This window comes from Microbacterium sp. ZW T2_14 (assembly GCF_044987405.1).
In the GTDB taxonomy this organism is placed as follows: Bacteria; Actinomycetota; Actinomycetes; order Actinomycetales; family Microbacteriaceae; genus Microbacterium.
This window is the reverse complement of sequence record NZ_JBJDRK010000007.1, coordinates 67,830-86,963: the sequence shown is the minus strand read 5'-3', so window position 1 is coordinate 86,963 and position 19,134 is coordinate 67,830. Positions and strand designations below refer to the sequence as shown.

The 19,134-nt window shown below is 71.6% G+C and carries 20 protein-coding genes; 8 read left to right on the top strand and 12 right to left on the bottom strand.

All coding sequences use genetic code 11. The features are described from left to right. Window positions 1-4: 4 nt before the first annotated feature. The 7 genes from ACI3KY_RS04205 to ACI3KY_RS04175 are packed head-to-tail and all read right to left on the bottom strand — an operon-like array spanning window position 5 to window position 6,733. Entirely contained in the window at window positions 5-1,699 is a 1,695-nt protein-coding gene (locus ACI3KY_RS04205; protein ID WP_404928951.1) for a CDP-alcohol phosphatidyltransferase, read from the bottom strand. Next, window positions 1,696-2,445, bottom strand: a complete 750-nt coding sequence (locus tag ACI3KY_RS04200; RefSeq protein ID WP_404928950.1) for a RibD family protein — start codon at window positions 2,443-2,445, stop codon at window positions 1,696-1,698. The genes ACI3KY_RS04205 and ACI3KY_RS04200 overlap by 4 nt, the downstream gene beginning before the upstream one ends. Further along, complete coding sequence (locus ACI3KY_RS04195) at window positions 2,442-3,428, bottom strand: lysylphosphatidylglycerol synthase transmembrane domain-containing protein (RefSeq protein ID WP_404928949.1); 987 nt, start codon at window positions 3,426-3,428, stop codon at window positions 2,442-2,444. The genes ACI3KY_RS04200 and ACI3KY_RS04195 overlap by 4 nt, the downstream gene beginning before the upstream one ends. Beyond that, complete coding sequence (locus ACI3KY_RS04190; RefSeq protein WP_404928948.1) at window positions 3,416-4,291, bottom strand: SAM-dependent methyltransferase; 876 nt, start codon at window positions 4,289-4,291, stop codon at window positions 3,416-3,418. The genes ACI3KY_RS04195 and ACI3KY_RS04190 overlap by 13 nt, the downstream gene beginning before the upstream one ends. Beyond that, the gene (locus tag ACI3KY_RS04185; protein ID WP_404928947.1) at window positions 4,288-5,301 is read right to left on the bottom strand and encodes a glycosyltransferase family 4 protein; all 1,014 of its coding nucleotides are present in this window, start codon (window positions 5,299-5,301) and stop codon (window positions 4,288-4,290) included. Before ACI3KY_RS04185 ends, ACI3KY_RS04190 begins: the two co-directional genes overlap by 4 nt. Beyond that, window positions 5,298-5,693, bottom strand: a complete 396-nt coding sequence (locus tag ACI3KY_RS04180; RefSeq protein ID WP_404928946.1) for a 6-pyruvoyl trahydropterin synthase family protein — start codon at window positions 5,691-5,693, stop codon at window positions 5,298-5,300. The genes ACI3KY_RS04185 and ACI3KY_RS04180 overlap by 4 nt, the downstream gene beginning before the upstream one ends. After that, the gene (locus tag ACI3KY_RS04175; RefSeq protein ID WP_404928945.1) at window positions 5,690-6,733 is read right to left on the bottom strand and encodes a zinc-binding alcohol dehydrogenase; all 1,044 of its coding nucleotides are present in this window, start codon (window positions 6,731-6,733) and stop codon (window positions 5,690-5,692) included. Before ACI3KY_RS04175 ends, ACI3KY_RS04180 begins: the two co-directional genes overlap by 4 nt. Window positions 6,734-6,753: 20 nt before the next feature. Between ACI3KY_RS04175 and ACI3KY_RS04170 the strand changes: the two genes are divergently transcribed. Together ACI3KY_RS04170 and ACI3KY_RS04165 are read left to right on the top strand one after the other, a co-directional pair. Further along, the gene (locus tag ACI3KY_RS04170) at window positions 6,754-7,566 is read left to right on the top strand and encodes a CDP-alcohol phosphatidyltransferase family protein (RefSeq protein WP_404928944.1); all 813 of its coding nucleotides are present in this window, start codon (window positions 6,754-6,756) and stop codon (window positions 7,564-7,566) included. Window positions 7,567-7,570: 4 nt separating this feature from the next. Then, window positions 7,571-7,999 carry a hypothetical protein gene (locus ACI3KY_RS04165; protein ID WP_404928943.1) on the top strand — a complete coding sequence of 143 codons (429 nt, stop codon included), beginning with the start codon at window positions 7,571-7,573 and terminating at the stop codon, window positions 7,997-7,999. Between the two features lie 73 nt (window positions 8,000-8,072). Here ACI3KY_RS04165 and ACI3KY_RS04160 read toward each other — a convergent pair whose 3' ends face one another. The 4 genes from ACI3KY_RS04160 to ACI3KY_RS04145 form a co-directional block, all read right to left on the bottom strand. Further along, window positions 8,073-9,443 (bottom strand): MFS transporter, encoded by a 1,371-nt coding sequence (locus ACI3KY_RS04160; RefSeq protein WP_404928942.1) that lies wholly within the window; start codon window positions 9,441-9,443, stop codon window positions 8,073-8,075. Between the two features lie 167 nt (window positions 9,444-9,610). Beyond that, window positions 9,611-9,844 carry a hypothetical protein gene (locus ACI3KY_RS04155; RefSeq protein WP_404928941.1) on the bottom strand — a complete coding sequence of 78 codons (234 nt, stop codon included), beginning with the start codon at window positions 9,842-9,844 and terminating at the stop codon, window positions 9,611-9,613. 75 nt (window positions 9,845-9,919) lie between these two features. After that, window positions 9,920-10,126 (bottom strand): hypothetical protein, encoded by a 207-nt coding sequence (locus ACI3KY_RS04150; RefSeq protein WP_404928940.1) that lies wholly within the window; start codon window positions 10,124-10,126, stop codon window positions 9,920-9,922. 109 nt (window positions 10,127-10,235) lie between these two features. Next, window positions 10,236-10,757 carry an SRPBCC domain-containing protein gene (locus tag ACI3KY_RS04145; protein WP_404928939.1) on the bottom strand — a complete coding sequence of 174 codons (522 nt, stop codon included), beginning with the start codon at window positions 10,755-10,757 and terminating at the stop codon, window positions 10,236-10,238. A 100-nt stretch (window positions 10,758-10,857) separates the two neighbouring features. Here ACI3KY_RS04145 and ACI3KY_RS04140 point away from each other — a divergent pair, with 100 nt between their 5' ends. After that, the gene (locus tag ACI3KY_RS04140; protein ID WP_404928938.1) at window positions 10,858-11,334 is read left to right on the top strand and encodes a winged helix-turn-helix transcriptional regulator; all 477 of its coding nucleotides are present in this window, start codon (window positions 10,858-10,860) and stop codon (window positions 11,332-11,334) included. 70 nt (window positions 11,335-11,404) lie between these two features. Here the strand turns inward: ACI3KY_RS04140 and ACI3KY_RS04135 are convergent, their stop codons facing one another. Next, a complete protein-coding gene (locus ACI3KY_RS04135; protein ID WP_404928937.1) occupies window positions 11,405-11,944 on the bottom strand; it encodes an NADPH-dependent FMN reductase in 540 nt (179 codons plus the stop codon). 131 nt (window positions 11,945-12,075) lie between these two features. Here ACI3KY_RS04135 and ACI3KY_RS04130 point away from each other — a divergent pair, with 131 nt between their 5' ends. From ACI3KY_RS04130 to ACI3KY_RS04110, 5 genes are all read left to right on the top strand, one after another. Beyond that, a complete protein-coding gene (locus ACI3KY_RS04130; RefSeq protein WP_404928936.1) occupies window positions 12,076-12,705 on the top strand; it encodes a flavin reductase family protein in 630 nt (209 codons plus the stop codon). After that, on the top strand, window positions 12,702-13,931 hold the full coding sequence (locus ACI3KY_RS04125; RefSeq protein WP_404928935.1) for an LLM class flavin-dependent oxidoreductase: 1,230 nt from the start codon (window positions 12,702-12,704) through the stop codon (window positions 13,929-13,931). Before ACI3KY_RS04130 ends, ACI3KY_RS04125 begins: the two co-directional genes overlap by 4 nt. Continuing rightward, entirely contained in the window at window positions 13,928-15,304 is a 1,377-nt protein-coding gene (locus ACI3KY_RS04120) for an NtaA/DmoA family FMN-dependent monooxygenase (RefSeq protein WP_404928934.1), read from the top strand. The genes ACI3KY_RS04125 and ACI3KY_RS04120 overlap by 4 nt, the downstream gene beginning before the upstream one ends. Then, complete coding sequence (locus ACI3KY_RS04115) at window positions 15,301-17,187, top strand: FAD/NAD(P)-binding protein (RefSeq protein WP_404928933.1); 1,887 nt, start codon at window positions 15,301-15,303, stop codon at window positions 17,185-17,187. The genes ACI3KY_RS04120 and ACI3KY_RS04115 overlap by 4 nt, the downstream gene beginning before the upstream one ends. A gap of 309 nt (window positions 17,188-17,496) precedes the next feature. Then, window positions 17,497-19,113: an ABC transporter substrate-binding protein gene (locus ACI3KY_RS04110; RefSeq protein ID WP_404928932.1), complete on the top strand. Its 1,617-nt coding sequence runs from the start codon at window positions 17,497-17,499 to the stop codon at window positions 19,111-19,113. Window positions 19,114-19,134: the final 21 nt, after the last annotated feature.

Sequence of the window (19,134 nt, the reverse complement as noted above, 5' to 3'; positions counted from 1 at the left end):
GGGCTCAGCCGTCCTCGCCGAAGGCCGTGAAGAACCGGTCGCGGAAGGCATCCATCCGCCATGTCGGCGATGCGACGCCAGGCCGCAGGCCGGGCTCCCACTCCCACCCGGCGATCGCTGCGAAGACGGCAGGATCCTTGGCGATGATGGTGATCGGGACCTCGCGCGCGGCATCCTCTCCGCTGACGATCGCGGCCGGCTGGTGGTCGCCGAGCGCGATCAGCACGAGATCCGGGTCGTCGACGTTCTCGAGGAATGAGAACATCGAGCCGAGCGCGTACTCGATCGAGAGCCCGTAGAAGCGCTGGACGGTCTGCGGATCCTCCCAGACGGCGCTGGCGGGCCGGCTGCGCTCCGGCTGCCCGTCGTAGACGGATCCGTCGCCGATCCGCGACCACGGCACGAGCTCGGGGAGCGGCGCCCACGGGGTGTGCGACGAGACCAGATCGATCTCCGCCATCACCGGTCGCGATGAATCGGCGAGCTCGTGATCGGCGAAGTGCTTCCACGTGTACTGATCGGGGATGCGCGCGTAGCCGAAGGACGGACCGCGGTAGCCGACGTTCGTCGCGTCCAGCATCGTGTCGAAGCGATAGAAGTCCCTCCCGACCGACCAGTCCTGGGTGTTGGAGGGCACGTCGCTGACGGTCCGCCAGCCCGCGGCCCGGAACGCCGCGCTCAGCGTCAGCCGGTCGCTGCGGACCACCTCGCTGTAGACCGTCTGCGAGTCGATCCAGATCCCCGTCTGCAGCGTCGCGTGCGCGAGCCAGCTGGCGCCACCGTAGGTGGGTGACGTGAGCCACGCACTCTGAGCGGAGTAGCCTCGCGCGGCCAGCGCCTCCTGACCCCGGTGGAGCACCTCGTCGACGCCCACCGAGATGCCCTCGTCCTCCAGCGCGACCCGGCCGTAGCTCTCGATGAAGGCGAAGACCACGTGCTTGCCGCGCAGCGCGGTGAGAAGCTGCGCCTCGTCCGCGTCGGCGAAGGGGTCGTCCGCGATCGCGCGGGCGACGAGCTCCCTGGTGTGCAGTGCCGTGACGGTGCGCGACACGGCCGAGCCGAGGGCGCCGGTGGATGCCGCAGCCGCCGGTGGGTCCGCGAGGCCCAGCGGGGGCGCCACCGCGGCGATCGCGATCCAGGCCGCGGTGACCGCGGCGAGCGCGGCACGCCCGCGGCCCGCGTGCCGGCGGAGCGCGGTGTCCACGCGCAGGGCGGCCCACGCGAGGCCGGCCGATACCGCACCCACGACGACGACGATCGCGACAGCGACCGCGGCGGCCGGCGCGGCACCGATCGAGGCGGCGACGACACCGTAGGCGTCGCCGAGCTGGGGCCAGTCGAGCGGGACGAAATGGATGCCGAGCGCCGCCTCGTATCCCGCATCGATGCCGGCGAGCACGATGGCCAGGCACACGAACAGCCCGAAGGCCGTGGCGAGCACGACGCGCACCCACGCCCACACGCCCCGACTGCCCCGCGCCGGCGCTCCGGGGAGCAGACGCGGGGACGCCGACGGCAGCAGCGCCAGCACGAGCAGCACGACGATCGACTCGACGGGAAGGCGGGCGAACGCGAGCGGCGATCCCGACGTCACGACGCCGGGCACCAGCGGCAGCACCACGAGCAGGGCGACGGATGCCGCGATCCCGACCCGCGTGCGCCATCCCCGGGTCGGCCCACCCGGTGGCACGAGACTCACGGGAGCTCGATGGAGACCGGCTCCCGCCCGGCTTCGGCGCTCCCCGGCTCGAGCATCCCGAACCGGTCGGAGAGGGCGTACCGCAGCAGCACCACATCGCCGATCCTGCGGGTGTCGGCGAGCCGCGCGCGGCGGGAGGCCGTCCAGGGGAAGGCCCCCGGCCCGACGACGCGCGGCGCGCGAGCTTCGCCCACGAAGAACGGCGCGACGACCAGATGCAGCTCGTCGGCGAGGTCTGCGCCGAGGAACTGCGTCAACACCGTGCCGCCGCCCTCCACCATCAGGCTCCGCACACCCTGTTGCGCGCCGAGATCGTCGAGCAGCTCCGCCATCGCGACGCAGTCGTCACCGAGACCGACCACGATTGCGCGGTCGCCCAGCCGCTCCTGCAGCTGCGCCTGCCGATCCTGCGGGCAGTACACGATCCGCGGTCCCTCGCCCGTGGTGAAGAAGGCGGCGTCCGCCTCCAGGTCGCCGCTCGCCGTCACGGTGACCTTCGCCGGGGATTCGCGCAGACCCGCGGCCAGCCGTCGCGCCCGCCGCGCGGCATCCCGCACCAGCAGTCGGGGGTTGTCTCGGCGCACCGTCGACGCGCCCACCATGATCGCGTCGTGGAGCGCGCGCACATCGTCGACGCGGTCGAGGTCGGCCGCATTCGACATCGCCAGCCGATGGGGCTCGGCGCTGTCGAGATAGCCGTCGATCGACATCGCGCAGCTGAGCGTGACGTACGGTCGCTCGCTCACTTCGACTCGCTCCGCTCGCTCAGTGCCTCGCATACGGGTCTCCCATCCCCGATGATGCCCCTCCCGCGAGATGAACGGAAGCGGTTGACAAGCAGCCCGATCGCCCCGGGTGCGACGGCGATGACCGTCAGCACGCCGAACGCCGTCGAGACGGCCACTCCGGCGGCGGCGCCCAGTCCGGCGAGTGCGAACGCGGCCGCAGCGACGGCTTCCCGCGGTCCCCACCCTCCGACGTTGACGGGGATCGCCGCCGCAGCGAGCACGATCAACGCCACGACGCCGAGCTCCCCGGCGTCCGCGCCCACCCCCACGGCGAGACCGGCGACCACGAACGTGGCTGCGTGGGCGGCCACGACGAGGACCGACGTCGCGATGACGGCGAGGAGCGTCAGGGGCTGGGAGAGCACGGGCCGCAGCATCCGATATTCACGAAGGATGAGAGAGCGGCCCCTGCGGGTGAGGGCCAGCGCCGCGATCGCCGCCACGGCGAGGAGCACCAGGGCCCCGCTGATCCACCCGAGGGGCGCCAGGGGCGACGACAGGCCGAGGGGCAGCAGGATCGCCAGTGTCAGCACGACCTGGACGAGCTGTCCGGCGATGCGCTCCGCCGCAACGGCACGCGCCGCGAGATCGAGACGGTCGTGCCGTCGGCCATGCACGTAGGCACGCTGCACGTCGCCGACGACGCCGCCCGGCAGCACCGTGTTGAGGAACTGCGACCGGTAATAGGCGGCGAAGGCCTCGCCCCAGGTGAGGGGAAGTCCGAACCCCGCCGACACGGTCCGCCACCGCCAAGCTGCTGCGGCGGTCGCCACCGCCGAGAAGGCGACCGCGGCGAGGATCGTCCAGGCCGAGAGCGACGCCAGTCCGGCGACGAACGGCGCGGCACCGACGACGGCGATCGTGCCGACCACGACCGCCAGCGCCGCCGCGATCCGGACACCGGACCGCGCGCGCAGGGGCAGGCTCGTCAGCCAGGCCACGCCAGCAGGTCCTCGTGCGACACCGTCACCCGAAGCCCGGCCGCCTCGGCCTGCGCCCGACGTCGACCGCGATAGGCCTCGGCCTCCTCGGTGAGCTCCGGCCGCTGCTCGACGGCGGCGTCGACCCACCCCTCCAGCCAGGCGGCGACGAGCGAACGGTCACCGCGCCTCAGGCGCCAGGGCGTGGCGGCCCGGCGCACGTGCCACCCGGCCTCGGCGAACAGCGCCGCGGTCACCGCGACCGCATCGGGTCCCAGCATCCGTCGCCCGTCGGCGTCGCGTCGCTGATGGTCGTTGAAGGCGGCGGCGACCGCCCGCTCGATCGTCTCGTCCGGTCCGGAAGGATGCCGCGCCGGCGAACGCAGCCCTGTCGAATGCAGCCCGGCCGCGCGGACCCGCACCCCACCCGTCACGGTCAGGCTGAAGAGGGCGGGCGTGCCGGCCTCGACGCAGGCCGCGACCACGTGCGCGGCCTCGGCCCTCGTGATCACATCCAGGAGAGCGGATGCCGTCACCGCCGCCGCGTCGTGAAAGGCGTCACTCGGCAGCGCGGCGAGGTCTTCGACGACGACCTGCGCGTCGATGAGCCGACCCTCGGCATCGGCCACTGCGCTGAGGTCCAGGTGCTCGACGATGTCAGCATCGCCGTCGCGCAGCACCCACTGCTGCGGACCCGGAAGCCGCGGCGCGAGCCAGCGGGTCATCGATCCGGTTCCCGCTCCGAGGTCGTGCAGCAGCACCGGTCCGGGCGCTGCGGCCAGCATGCGGCCGAGTTCGTGCGCGAGTTCCGGAGAGCGGGCGGCGTCGTCGGCCGGTGCCCGCAGCGCGAGCCAGTCGGCTGTGGCCGTCGAGATCGAGGTCATGCCGCCTCCAGTGCGCGGGCGACGTCCGCGACGGTGTCGGACCAGCTCGGCAGGCTCTCGCGCGACGCCAGCGCTTCACGCCGGAGTCGCGCCCGCAGCTCCGGGCCCGACATCCATGACTCCAGCGCCTCGGCGAGCGCCGCGGGGTCGTCGGGCGGCACGAGGAGGCCGCCACCGCCGGCGAGCGCGTCGGGTATGCCGCCGGTCGCGGCACCGATCACCGGCAGTCCCCGTGCCCTCGCATCGGCGATCGCGATGCCCCAGCTCTCGACACGGGACGGCGCCACGAGCAGCGCGCTGCGGCCATACGCCTCGGCGAGCCCGTCGTCGTCGAGCACACCGACGAGCTGCACCCGGCCGTCGAAGGCCGCCGCACGCCCGGCGATGGTCGCCGCGAACTCCGGGAAGGGTTCCGAGGATCCCGCGATCGTGCAGGTCCAGTCCTGCCTCGCGAGCTGCGCGAGTGCGTCCAGCAGCGTGTCCTGACCCTTGTGCGGTGCGAGCACGCCCACGCAGAGCAGGTCGTTGTCGGACTGCGGCGAGCCCGGGGCGGCCTCATTCGCACCCGGTACGGCGACCCGGATGCGCCCAGGGTCGGTCAGCCCCCGCCGCGACAGCTCGCCCGCGGTCCACCGGCTGGTCGCCACGACCGCACGCGCGGCGGCCAGTGCGCGCCGCTCGGCGGTGGCCTCGGCATCCGTCGTGTCCGGGAACGCCGCCACCACCATGTGCGCCAGCAGCACGACGCGGAGCCGCGACGCCTCCTCTTCGAGCGCGTCCGGTGCCCACCCCGCCACGAGTCCGTCCACCAGCGCCAGCGCGTCGTCGGGTGCACGGCGGAGAGCGGATGCCGCGTCCCCGGCGTCCGCCACCTCGAGCGTCTCCACGGCCCAGCCGCGGGTCGGCAGTCCGTCGCGGATGTGCCGGTCGTAGACGTTTCCGCCGCTCACGCGACGCGGATCGTCGACCCCTTCCGGGACCAGGAAGCGGACCGAGGGGCCGCTCGTCACAACGACACCTCGTACGACGCCCACGCCACGTGCGACTCGTGGAGGGTGACCGTGATCCCCGTCAGCCGCGCCGCGCCGACCGCGCCATCCCGAACGCGCGCGGCCAGCCGGTCGCCCACGATCTGGCACAGCCGCTCCGTCGTGGTGTTGACGCCCTGGAGATCGGGAACGTCGTCGAGGTTCCGGTAGGTCAGCGCGCCGACGATCTCGCGCACCAGGTCACCCGCGCGGCCGATGTCGACCACGACGCCGTCGGCGTCCAGCTCGTCGGCGCGGAACGTGGCGTCGACGAGGAAGGTCGCGCCGTGCAGCTGCTGCGCCGGTCCGAAGACGTCGCCGCGCAGGCTGTGAGCGATCATGAGGTGGTCGCGGACGGTGACGCTGAACGTCATGCGGTGCTCCAATCGATGGTGTGGCAGAGTTCGCCGGCCGTGCCCGCGGCGAGCGCGGCGGTGACCTCGGGCAGCTGTCGCCAGGACGACGTGCCGCCCAGCAGCAGGTCGAACGCCGGATCCTCGAGCAGCCGGAGGGCGACGGCCAGGCGATCCCGTGTCGTGCGGGTCGACCGACGGCGGGACGACACCGCGCCGACCTGGCTGGAGCGGATCGTGAGCCGCCGAGAGTGGAAGTCGGCGCCCAGCGTGATGGGCACGGGGCGGCTGCCGTACCAGCTGGCCACGATCACCTCGCCGTCGGTGGGCGCGAGCTGGAGGGCGAGTTCGAGCCCCGCGCCGCTGCCGCTCGCCTCGATGACGACATCGGCCTCGGGTGGCCGGCGCTGTGGCTGTGGCGGGGCGAGCAGGAACTCCGCGCCGAGCCCACGGGCGAGCCGCTCCTTCGCCGGGTCGACGTCGACGACGGTCACTCCGATGCCCGGGATGCCGCGCGCCACGCGTGCGATCGCGCACCCGATCATGCCCGCTCCCACCACGACCACGCGGTCGCCGACGAGCGGAGCGGCGTCCCACAGCACGTTGACCGCAGTCTCGACCGCGCCCGCCAGCACAGCCCTCCGGGGCGGGACCCCTTCGGGCACGAGGACGAGGGCATCGGCCGGGACGACGTAGCGCGACTGGTGCGGCACCAGCGCGAACACCGTGCGGTCCGTGAGCTCGGCAGGACCGTCTTCCACCCGCCCCACGTTGAGGTAGCCGTACTTCACCGGGAACGGGAAGTCCCCGCCCTGGAACGGCGCCCGCATGCGATCCCGCTCGGATGCCGGCACCTCGCCGCGGGCGACGAGCGCCTCCGTCCCCCGGCTGACGCCCGTCCAGAGCGTCCGCACCGACGCTTCGCTGTCAGCGGGGACGGGGAGCGGCTCCGACCGGAACTCGCCCTCCCCCGGCCCGATCGTCCACCATGCGTGCGCGGCTTCCGCAGGATCGCGATGAACCGCGGCGGGTACCTGCGTCGTGTCCCCCGTGACCGCCATAGGGAGTACACGGAGCGCACATGGAAAAGGTTCAGTGGATTCCTTGGTGGTGGGTGGCGGCGGGCGGGGTCGGACTGGTCGCCATCGGCGTCGTGGTTCCGCTGTCGCCGACCGCGGTGACGCTCGGGCTCGCCTACCTCGTGGTGTCCACGCTGCTGCTGACCGTCGGACTCCGCCGTCGACGCGCACAGCGGTTCGGAGCCGCGAACGCGGTCACCGCGACCCGCTCGATGCTCGTCGGCCTCGTCACCGCGCTGACGATCGCGGCGGTCGAGGGTGCGGCGGGGCCTGCGCTACTGGAGGCTCCGCTCGATGCGCCGGCGGCGAGTGGAGGGGCCGTGGGGAGCACCGTCCTGTTCGTCACGCTCGTCGCCTGCGCTCTCGCGCTCGACGGCGTGGACGGCTACGTCGCTCGCCGGACGGCGAGCGAGAGCGAACTCGGCGCCCGGTTCGACATGGAGGTCGATGCGTTCCTGCTGCTGGTGCTCTGCATCTACGACGTGCGGTACGTCGGCTGGTGGGTGCTCGCCATCGGCCTCATGCGGTACGCGTTCGTGGTCGCCGGCGGGCTGCTGCCGTGGATGCGCCACACGCTGCCGCCGCGGTACTGGCGCAAGGTCGTCACCGCCGTGTGCGGCATCGCGCTCACCGTGGTCGCGGCCCAGGTCCTGGCCCCGCCCGCGAACGTGGCGGTCGCCCTCGCGGCGCTGCTGCTGATGCTCGAGTCGTTCGGTCGCGACGTCGCGTGGCTCGTCCGGTTGAACCTGAGCGCTCGCGCGCTCGTTTCCCTGGAGAAGGCGTCGACGACCTCACCTCCACCGGAGAGCAGGTAGCAGCATGACCGATTCCACCGAAACCGCCGGGCGCGTGCTCTGGACGATGCGCATCCTCAGCGCGATCGCCCTCCTCGCGGCAGGCGCCATCCACCTGTTCCTGGTCTTCAACGGCACCGGCGGCATCCTGGGGGTGATGTTCGTCCTGAATGCCATCGCGGCACTGGTCCTCGCGATCGGGATGCTGGCTCTCCACGGCCGTCTGCTGCAGCTGGCGACGGTGCTGAGCCTGCTGTTCCTCATCGCCACGCTGCTCGCCCTCATCCTCGCGCTGACCGTGGGCCTGTTCGGGATCACCTCGTCCTGGGACCTCATGCTCGTGCCCGAAGCCGTCATCGTGGAGTCCATCGGCATCGTGATCCTGGCGATCACGACCGTGCTGGTGCTGCGGAGGACGCCGGTGATGCCGCAGACGAGACGCCAGGGCGTCTGACCCCTGGAGCTGGACCAGCCGACGGTGAACGCCCCGCCACCACGTGGCGGGGCGTTCCTCCGTGCGGAAGCGGTCAGGCGTCGGCGGCGACCTTCTCGGAGGCCAGCTTCTCCTCGTCGAGGCGGTCCAGTTCGTGCAGCGACGAGCCCTTCGTCTCGCGCAGCGACACGGCCGCGACGAGCGTGATCGCCGCGGCGATCGCCAGGTAGACGGCGACCGGCACGTACGAGCCCGTGCTTGCGAGCAGCGCGGTCGCGATGATCGGCGCGAGCGAGCCGGCGACGATGGACGTCACCTGGTAGCCGAGCGAGACCCCCGAGTACCTCATGCGCGTCGGGAACATCTCCGACATGATCGCGGGCTGCGGTGCGTACATGAAGGCGTGGATGAACAGGCCCAGGCTGATCGCCGCGACGATGATCACCGGGTTGCGGGTGTCGAACATGGGGAAGGCCACGAAGCCCCATGCCGCCGCGCCGATCGTGCCGATGATGTACACCGGCTTGCGCCCGACCCGATCGGTCAGGCCGCCGATGAGCGGGATGACGATCATGTGGACGATGTGCGCGATCACGAGCAGGCCGAGGATCTCGGAGGTGTCGACCTCGAGTGCCACCGCCAGGTAGGTGATCGAGAACGTCACGACCAGGTAGTACATGATGTTCTCGGCGAAGCGCAGGCCCATGGCGGTCACCACGCCGCGCGGGTAGCGCCTGATCACCTCGAGCACGCCGAAGCGCACCGCCTTCGACTGCTCGACCTCTCGCTGCACCTCGAGGAAGATCGGCGCGTCGGTCACGCGGGTCCGGACGTAGTAGCCGATCGCGACGATGACGACGGAGAGCCAGAAGCCGATGCGCCATCCCCAGGAGAGGAACTGCTCCTCGGTCAGCGTGCGGCTGAGGACAAGGAGCACGACGGTCGCCACGAGATTGCCGATCGGGACCGCGGCCTGGGGCCACGACGCCCAGAAGCCGCGCGTCTTGTCGCGTGAGTGCTCGGCGACGAGGAGGATCGCACCGCCCCATTCCCCGCCGACCGCGAAGCCCTGCGCGAAGCGGAGCGCGACCAGGAGCGCGGGGGCCCAGTAGCCGATCATGTCGAACGTGGGCAGACATCCCATCAGGAATGTCGCCACGCCCACGAGGATGATCGCGAGCTGCAGGAGCTTCTTGCGTCCGTACTTGTCCCCGAAGTGGCCGAAGACGATGCCGCCGAGCGGCCGGGCGATGAAGCCGACCGCGTAGGTCACGAATGCGGCGATGATCGGCGCATAGGGGTCGTCCGACGGCGGGAACATGATCTTGTTGAAGACGAGCGTCGCTGCGGTGGCGTAGAGGAAGAACTCGTACCACTCGACGACGGTGCCGGCCATCGACGCTGTGACGACCCGCCGCAGGCTCGATTGCTTCATCGGCGCGGCGGTTTCTCGGCTGGATGCCATGCGCTGGTACCTCCTTGTAGAGCGCGGAAGCGGCTCGGGGGAAGCCGCTCTGCGGGACGATACCTGACGCACGATTCAGGTTTCAAGGGTGCGAGCCCCGTGTGTGATGAGAAGTTCTGCGGAACTTCTCATTTCCTGCGGCAGACGACTGTTCGGCGCTCCCCGGCTCACTCCCAGGCCGCGACGAGCATCCAGTGCCCGTCCACCTCTTCGACGTCCATCACGCGCGTGCGGTGGTCCACGTCACTGCGCGCAGTGAACCGCCAGCTCTGGAAGAGCAGCCCCCCGTCCGATCGCGTCGGCGTGTCGATGATGCGCCAGCGTTCTCCTTCGACGACCAGGCGCACCGGTCGTTCATGCTCGCACCAGACCTGAACATCCTCTCGGGCAGCCATACGCATGTTGCACTCCTTTATCGAATCTATGTTCGATTCTAGGGAACGCGAATGCATCGCACAAGCGCAGATGTCGCCGGGTCAGGCGGAGTCGGCGTCAGCCGCTGCGTCCGCCTCGACAGCGGCGAGATGGATCGCGGCGACACCCTCGCGGAGCGCGCCGACAGGCGTCTGCACCGTCTCGTACTGGGAGGTGAACCCGTTCTCGTCGACCACTGTGATCGTCACCAGCACGTGCCCTCGTCGCGGCAGTCGCGCCGAGGTACGGGCGAATCGCTTCGTCTTCATGTCCCCTCCGGATCTCACCGTAACGGGAGCCGCCGACACGGGCGCACCACACGCGCGGGTGCCGGCGACTCCCGTCGCCGATACATCCGAAGAAGCCCGGGCGCCGCGGTCAGACCGCCTTGCCGGCGGCGCCGGCGGCGGCCACCTGGCGATGCAGCGCATCGTGGTCGACGGTCGTCAGCGCCTCGTCGCCGCCGAAGACGTACGGCGCACCCGCCCCGGTGTCGATGAGCGCCTTGAGGCTCCCGTTGACGAACATGCCCCAGGCATTGGTGCAGATGTCGTAGCACTCCTCGTCCGCGGTCAGGCCGTCGTGGGTGAACGTCACCTGCGTGCGTCCGTCCACCTCCGCGATGTCGAAGCGGACGGTGCTGCCATTCCACTCCTGCTTGTCGTCGACGAAGTCGAGGTAGCTGCCGGTCACCAGCCACTCGACGCGTCGGCCGGGTTCGAGCTCGATCACACGGAAGCCGCTGTAGTGCAGCCCGGGAACGACGTAGACGAATTCGTCGCCCACGGCGGTCGTGGAGCCGGTGATGCGACCCCACCAGCTCGAGACGTCGTTGATCGCGTCGAACGCCGCCTGCGCCGAGGCGCCGACCGTGATGGTGGTCGTGAAGTTCGCTGTCATATCCGTGCTCCTCTGCTCGCGACCGAAAACGGTCGAACTTGCGTGATGCAAGCGACACTAGCGAGCCGAACTTGCATCACGCAAGTGGTAGATTCGAGCCATGCTGGGCAAGACGTACGACTCTCAGGTGTGCTCGATCGCACGCTCGCTCGAACTCGTCGGCGAGCGCTGGAGCCTGCTCATCATCCGCGACGCCCTCTTCGCGCGCGTCACGCGGTTCGGCGATTTCCAGCACAACCTCGGAATCGCGACCAACGTGCTCACCTCCCGCCTGGAGGCGTTCGTCGCGAGCGGCATCATGGATCGCCAGGGCACCGCCGAGTACGTCCTCACGCCGAAGGGCCACGCGCTGGCCACCGCACTCATCGCCCTCACCGAGTGGGGCGACGAATGGGCCTCGCCCATCGACCCGCCGATCCTGTACCGGCACTCCGTGTGCGACTCGGACGTGCACGCGGCGGCCGTGTGCGACAACTGCGGCGCGGTGCCGGCCGATGAGGTCGGCATCCGTATCGGTCCCGGAATGCCGCCGGAATACCTCGCCGCACGACGCGGCGGTGCCCGCGCGAGGAGCTGATCACCGCACGTCCTGACCGCGATGCGACGGCCTGATCGCTGACGGCTCCCGGCGCGGATGCCGCGGCTCACTACACCGCGGAAGCGACGGCCTCCGAACCCTGCGCCGTGCTGAGTACGCCGGCGAGGGCCGGCCACTCGGCGTCGAGCCACGCGGCGACGATCTCGGACCGCCGCTCGACGTCGGCGGCGGGGAACGCGATCCCCCGCGTCGGCGTGGAGGCGCCGAGCTCGACGAGGAGGGGTCGCAGCCCGTGCTCCACCGCGAGGGCGTGGGTGGGCGCCCCGATCGTGAGCAGGGGGATCGCGGTCACGCCGCGCAGGCCACCCGTCGGAAAGCGGTCGAGGAACGCCTTGAGCAGCCCCGTGTAGGTGGCCTTGTAGGTGGGGCTCGCCACGATGAGGACGTCGGCGTCCGCGACGCGCGCCGACAGCACGTCGACGCTGTCGTCGGGAAAGCGGAACAGCGCGTCGGCGACGCCGGCCAGCTCGATCGTGTCGTCGACCTCGGCCCCCGATCGGGCGGCGATCTGCTGCGCGACCTCCTCCGCGACGAGACGCGTACGGGACGACAGCTGCGGGTTGCCCACGAGGACGACGATCTGCGACATGTCGACCATGCAACCGCACCGGGCGCGTGCCCGCGCGGCCGGTCACCGAGTGCGCCGCCATGTGAACGCGCGTTTCCTCGTGTTGCACGGCGGCCTCCTGCCGCTCCGGACGCCGCGTCTACCGTCGTGCCATGACCGCTTCCCCCAGAGCCTCGGCAGCCGATCAGCATCCCTCGAGACGATCGATCGGCAGCGCGATCTCGCCCGCCGAGTTCCGATCGCTCTTCCGCGGCCACCCCAGCGGGGTCGCCGTCATCACGGCGAGCGGGCCGGGCGGCCCGGTGGCCCTGACGGCCTCCTCGGTGTCTTCGGTGAGCGCCGATCCACCGCTTCTCGTGTTCTCGGTCTCCGCGATCTCGTCGGCGACGCCCACGATCCTCGCGGCCGACTCCGTCGTCGTGCACCTCCTCGACGCCGACGACATCGACCTCGCCAGACTCGGCGCCACCAGTGGCGTCGACCGCTTCGCCGACGCCCAGTCGTGGGCTCCGCTGCCGACCGGCGAGCCGGTGTTCCGCGGCGTGCGCGCCTGGGTGCGCGGCGCCGTCGTCAGCCGGATGGATGCCGGGGGCTCGACGATCATTGCCGCGCATGCCGTGCAAGCGCACATCGCCCGCGACGCCGACTCACGAGCGGGAGGCGACGCGCTGGTCTTCCACAACCGCACGTGGCACCGGCTCGGCGAGCACTCCCGTGTCGGCGAGGCCTCGGCGCACCGCCCGCACGCCGCCGCATCGACCGTGAGGAGCGAACGACCGTGACAGAACAGGTGCACCTCGCCCTCGCCCTGGAGCGCACCGGGTGGCATCCCGCCGCGTGGCGCGAGCAGACCGCCCGGCCGCGCGAGCTGAGTTCTCCCGGCTACTGGCGGGATCTGCTGCGCACGGCGGACCGCGCCGGCCTCGTCCTCGCCACGATCGAGGATGCCCTGTCGTTGGCCGATCGCTTCGAGCCCATCGATGGTCTCCGTCGCGATCGTGTGCGCGGTCGCCTCGACGCCGTGCTGCTCGCGTCCTACTTCGCTCCCCTCACCGCCCGCATCGGCCTCGTGCCGACCGTGACCACCGCGCACCCCGAGCCGTTCCACGTGGCCACGGGCATCCAGACCCTGGACTTCGCGAGCCGCGGCCGCGCCGGCGTGCGCCTCGTGGCGGGCGCATCAGCCGCCGAGCGGGCGAACTTCGGCCGCCGCACGTCCGGCGTCGACGCCTTCCCCGCCTCGGGCCGGGTCGAGGACTCCCCCGAGATCGCCGCGGCGTTCCGGGAGGCCGGCGAGTTCGCCGACGTGCTGACGCGGCTGTGGGACTCGTGGCAGGACGACGCCGTGATCCGGGATGCCGCGTCCGGTCGCTACGTCGATGCCGACCGCATCCACAACATCGATTTCGAGGGCGAGTTCTTCTCGATCACCGGCGCCTCCATCGTGCCGCGGTCGCCGCAGGGCCGCCCGCTCATCACGGTGCTCGCGCACCAGACGGTGCCGTACCGCCTCGCCGCGGAGCACGCCGACCTCGTCTTCACGACGCCGCACGGTGCGGAGGATGCCGCAGCCATCCGCGCCGAGCTCGATGGCGCTGCGGCGGTGCTGCGCAGCGAGGGCCGCGAACGCCTGCGCGTGTTCGCCGACCTGCTCGTGCTCGTGGAAGACACGGCGGACACCGCCCGCCGGGCCGCGCGGCGGCTCGACGACCTCGCCGGAGCCGAACTCGCCTCGGATGCGCGCATCGTCGTCGGCACCGCGGGCGACGTCGTCGACGAGATCGTCTCGCTCGCTGAAGCCGGCGTCGACGGCATCCGGCTCCGTCCCGCCCGCCAGCCCGCCGACGTCGCTGCCATCGCCGAACACGTCGTGCCGCTCGCACGGGCCGCCGGTGTGCTGCGCGATGCCGACGGCAGCAACGCGCCCGGCACCGAGACCACATTGCGGTCGCGACTCCAGCTGTCGCGTCCCGAGAGCCGTTACGTGCGAGAGAAGGTCGTCCTGTGAGCCGTCCCCGTCAGATCCACCTCGCGGCGCACTTCCCCGGGGTCAACAGCACCACTGTCTGGACCGATCCGTCCGCCGGCAGCCAGATCGACTTCGCCTCGTTCGAGCACTTCGCCCGCACCGCCGAGCGCGGGCTCTTCGACTACATCTTCCTCGCCGAGGGACTCCGGCTGCGCGAACACAAGGGGCGCATCCACGAACTCGACGTGCTGGGCCGTCCGAACACGCTGTCGATCCTGGCGGCCCTCGCCGCGATCACAGAGCACGTGGGGCTGGTCGGCACGCTGAACACGACGTTCAACGAGCCCTACGAGCTCGCCCGGCAGCTCGCGACCCTCGACCATCTGTCAGGGGGCCGCGCCGGCTGGAACGCCGTGACGAGCTCCGACGCCTTCCACGGCGCGAACTTCCGCCGCGGCGGCTACCTCGACCACGCCGACCGCTACGAGCGGGCGCGCGAGTTCGCCGCGCTCGCGAAGGGGCTGTGGGATTCGTGGCCGCAGGACGGTGTGCGAGCGGATGCGGCGACCGGCGACTTCCTCGCCGACGGCGTACCCGCGCGCGTGCGCCACACCGGCCCGCAGTTCGACGTCGACGCGCTGTTCGACGTGCCGCGTTCGCCGCAGGGGCGCCCGGTGATCGTGCAGGCCGGCGACTCGGCGGACGGCCGCACCTTCGGCGCCGAGCATGCCGAGGTGATCTTCTCGCTGCACACCGGATTCGACGACGCCCGCGCGTTCTACGACGACGTCAAGGGACGGCTCGCGGGGTACGGCCGCGAGGAGGACTCGCTCAAGATCCTGCCCGCCGCGACTTTCGCCATCGGCGACACCGACGACGACGCCCGCGACCGGGCACGGCACATCGCGCGGCAGCAGGTGCGGCCCGAGGTCGCCCTCACCTACGTCGAGCAGGTCTGGGGACGCGACCTCTCCGGCTACGACCCCGAGGGGCCGCTCCCCGACGTCGAGCCCGACACCGGGTCGGAGACGGCACGGGGCTGGGCGAACCGGCACGCCGCGGTCAGGGCTCGCATCGCCAAGCTCCGCGAGCTGTCGGAGACCGAAGGCCTCAATATCCGCGAGACGGTGATCCGCCTCACGGCCACGCCCACGTTCGTCGGCACGCCCTCCCGGATCGCCGCCGAGATCGATCGGTACGTGCAGGAGCGGGCGACCGACGGCTTCACCGTCGTCGGGCACCTGACGCCGCACGGTCTCGACGAGTTCGCCGAGCGCGTCGTGCCGCTGCTGCAGGAGCGCGGCTCGTACCGACGGTCGTACGAGGACGGTGCGACGCTCCGCGACCTGCTGGGCCTGCCGGCGCCGCAGACGCTTCCGCCCCTCACGAGCCCGGCGCTCGCGGCGCGATGACCGACCACGCGCGCCTGGTGCTCGTCGGGGCCGGCCCGCGGGCGATCATGCTCCTCGAGCGCCTGCTGGCGCGCACCGACGAGCACACGCTGCTCGAAATCGACCTCGTGGATCCCCACCCGCCCGGCGCCGGCCGCATCTGGCGGCGTGCCCAGTCGCCGCTGCTCAAGCTCAACTCGATGACCCGCGACGTCACGGTGTTCACCGACGACAGCTGCACGATCGACGGTCCCGTGCGTCCGGGCCCATCTCTCAGCGAGTGGATCGAGTCGTGGCGCGCCGGCGGGCTGCCCGACGTCGACCTCGACGAGCTGTCGGCGGCCGAGGCGCGGGCCCTCGGTCCGGAGGGGTTTCCGACCCGGCGCCTGCACAGCCACTACCTCGATTGGTTCTTCCGCACCACCGTGGCGGGTGCCCCGGACGGCGTGACCGTCCGGCAGCACGCCGACACCGTGGCTGCGGTGCGGCCGGCCGCCGTCGGCGGACGCCACCTCGTCGTGCTGGCGGGCGGCACCGAGATCGTGACGGATGCCGTCGCCTATTGCCTCGGTCACACCGAACGCGACCTCGATCCTGGGTCGGCCGCGCTGGCCGCGGCATCCGCTCGCTCGGGGCTCGTCTACGTGCCGCCGGCGTTCACCGCCGACGCGGACCTCTCGGTGATCCCGGAGGCATCCGACGTCATCGTGCGCGGCATGGGCCTGGCGGCCGTCGACCTCGTGGTCCTGCTGACCCAGGGCCGCGGCGGACGCTTCGACCGGGCCGACGACGGCACGCTGCGCTACCTCGCCTCCGGCCGCGAGCCACGGCTGCACCTCGGCTCGCGCCGGGGCGTGCCATACCGCTCCAAGGTGACCTCGACCCTGCAGGGCGACCCGCCGCAGCGCGAAGTGCTCACTACAGATGCGATCGCCGCGCTCCTGACGTCGGGGCGGCCGATCGACTTCGAGCGCGACGTCTGGCCGCTCGTCGCGGCGGAGCTGCTCCACGGGCACTATCGCGAGCTGTTCACGGGGCACCCCGATCGGGTCTCGAGCACGTGGGCGCAGTTCCGTCCCGTGCTGCGCACCCACGCGTGGGACGCCCCGGCACTGCGCGAGGCGATCGCCGCGGTGGTTCCCGACCCGCTGGACCGGTTCGACGTGGCGGCGTTCGACCGCCCGCTCGCAGACGCGCGGTTCCGGGATGCGGAAGATGTCCAGCGGCGGGTGAGAGCCCACATCGCCGACGACCTGCGGCTGCGGACCACCCAGGAGCACAGTCCGGCCCAGGGCGTCTTCATCGCCGCACTCCTGTCGTTCATGGCACTGTCGGAGATCCCGAAGGCGCGCTGGAACGCACGGTCGCGGGCGCACAGCCTGCCCGTGCGGTTCCACACGTTCTTCAGCTACCTCGCGAGCGGGCCGCCGCCTCACCGCCTCGAGGAGCTGCTGGCCCTCTCCGATGCCGGAGTGGTGCGCTTCCTCGGCCCCGACATCGCCGTGACTGCCGGACCGGGCGGGTTCGCGGCATCCGGTCCCCGCGTGCCGGGCGAGACGGTCGCCGGCGTCCTCGTCGACGCGTGGCTGCCCGCGGCCGACGCGGCCCGCAGCACGAACGGTGCACTGCGCGAGCTCATGACGGTGCACGGCAGCGAGCTGCGGGTGACGGACGCCGAGTACGACGGCGCTCTCGGACGCGTCCGCGTGGATGATGACGGCCGCGTGCTGCGCAGCGACGACTCTGCGCACGACGCGCTGTTCGCCATGGGGCCCTTCACGTCGCAGACCGAGACCGGCGCGTTCACCCGTCCCGCGGCGGACTCGCTGTCGCTGCGCCAGACCGACCGGGTCGCGGGCGCGATCGCCGCCCGCCTCGGGGTCGCCGTCCCCGTCACCCCGTAGCCTTCCCCGCCCGGAACCGGGACAGCGATCGCGGCAGTTTCCTGCGATCGACGTGTCGCGCTGCGCAGCGCTCGCAGGAAGGTGCCGCCGTCGCGTGGCGCAGCACCCGCGGGAAGGCGCCGCGCACGCTCGGGAGCGTGCCCGCGCGGACCGGGCGTGTGACGCCGCGTGACGGTATGTGAACACGCGCGACCTCGATTTCCGTCGTGTGACGGGGCCGATCGAGCTGTGCCCCGCCGGTCGGAGACGCTGAAGCCACGAGCCCGGCAGCCCGCCGCGACTCGCCCGTCACAGCTTCTGGAGACCCCCATGTCGTTCACCCGACCCCGTACCGCCGCCCTCGCGGCGATCGGCGTCGTCGCGCTCGCGCTCACCGCGTGCGCGACCGGCGCCGGCGACCCCGCCCCGACTGGATCCGCCGACGCGAAGCCGGTGACCGGCGGCAACCTGACCTTCGCGATCTCGGTCGACAGCCAGTGCATCGACCCGCAGCAGGTGGGCAACAACGACGCGATCGCCATCGCGCGGCAGACCGTCGCCTCGCTCACGATCCAGGATCCCGAAACCGGGGACATCCTGCCGTGGCTCGCCGAGGACTTCGAGGTGAACGACGACGCGACGAGCTTCACGTTCACCCTCCAGGACGGGCCCACCTACGCCGACGGGGAGCCGATCGACGCGGCATCCGTCAAGACGAACTTCGAGGCGATCGTCGCCCTCGGCGCCAAGGCGACGCTCGGCTCGTCGTACCTCGCCGGCCTCGAAAGCATCGACGTGGTCGACGAGCACACCGTGACGATCAACTTCTCTGAGCCCAGCGCCCAGTTCCTGCAGGCGACCTCGACGTTCTCGCTCGGCCTGCTGTCGCCCGCGACGGCCGCCGTCAGCCAGGCCGACCGGTGCCTCGGCGACTTCGTCGGATCGGGTCCGTTCTCGGTGCAGAGCTACACGCCCAACGAGGGCGCCGTGCTCGAACGCCGCGACGGCTACGAGTGGGGGCCGTCGACCGCCGGCCACACCGGCGAGGCGTACCTCGACACCATCACGTACAAGGTGATCCCCGAGTCGGGCAACCGCACCGGCAGCCTGCAGTCGGGCCAGATCGACGCCACCACCGGCATCGCCACCGCCGACGCCGTGCTCTTCGAGGGCGATGACTTCTGGAGCCTGAACCGGGCGAACCCCGGCGTCGTCTACAACCTGTACGCCAACCAGTCGACCGAGAAGCTCGCGGACGAGAAGGTGCGCCTCGCGATCCAGAAGGGCATCGACCGCGAGCAGATCACGTCGACCCTGCTCGGTCCCGACGACCTGCCCGCCGTGTCGCCGCTCGCGTCGTCGACGCCCTACTTCACCGACCTCAGCGACGTGCTCGAGTACGACCCCGAGGGCGCCGCCGATCTGCTGGACGAGGCCGGCTGGACCGAGGGCGAGGACGGCATCCGCGAGAAGGACGGCGAGAAGCTCAGCTTCCACGTGACCTACTGGCAGTCGCCCAAGGAGGTGCTCGAGCTCGTGCAGCAGCAGCTGCGCCAGATCGGCGTCGACCTGCAGCTCACCTTCGCGAGCATCGCCGACGTGCAGGCCGCGAACGCCGACGGCACGTACGACTTCTCGTACGGCAACCTGACGCGCGCCGATCCCGATGTGCTGCGCACGGTGTTCTCCGTCACCAGCCCCAACAACAACACCAAGCGCACCGAGCCGGCCGAGATCGACGAGCTGCTCGACGAGCAGGCGGCGATCACCGACCCGGCCGAGCGCCAGAAGGTCGTGGACGAGGCGGCGAGCCTGCTGATCACCGGCGGCTACAGCATCCCGATCTACCAGCTGTCGACGACCATCACGGCCGCCTCGAAGGTGCAGGGGCTGACGTTCGAGGCGTCCAGCCGCCTGGACTTCTACGACGCCTGGATCGCCGAGTAGAGCCCGCACGGGCATCGAGAG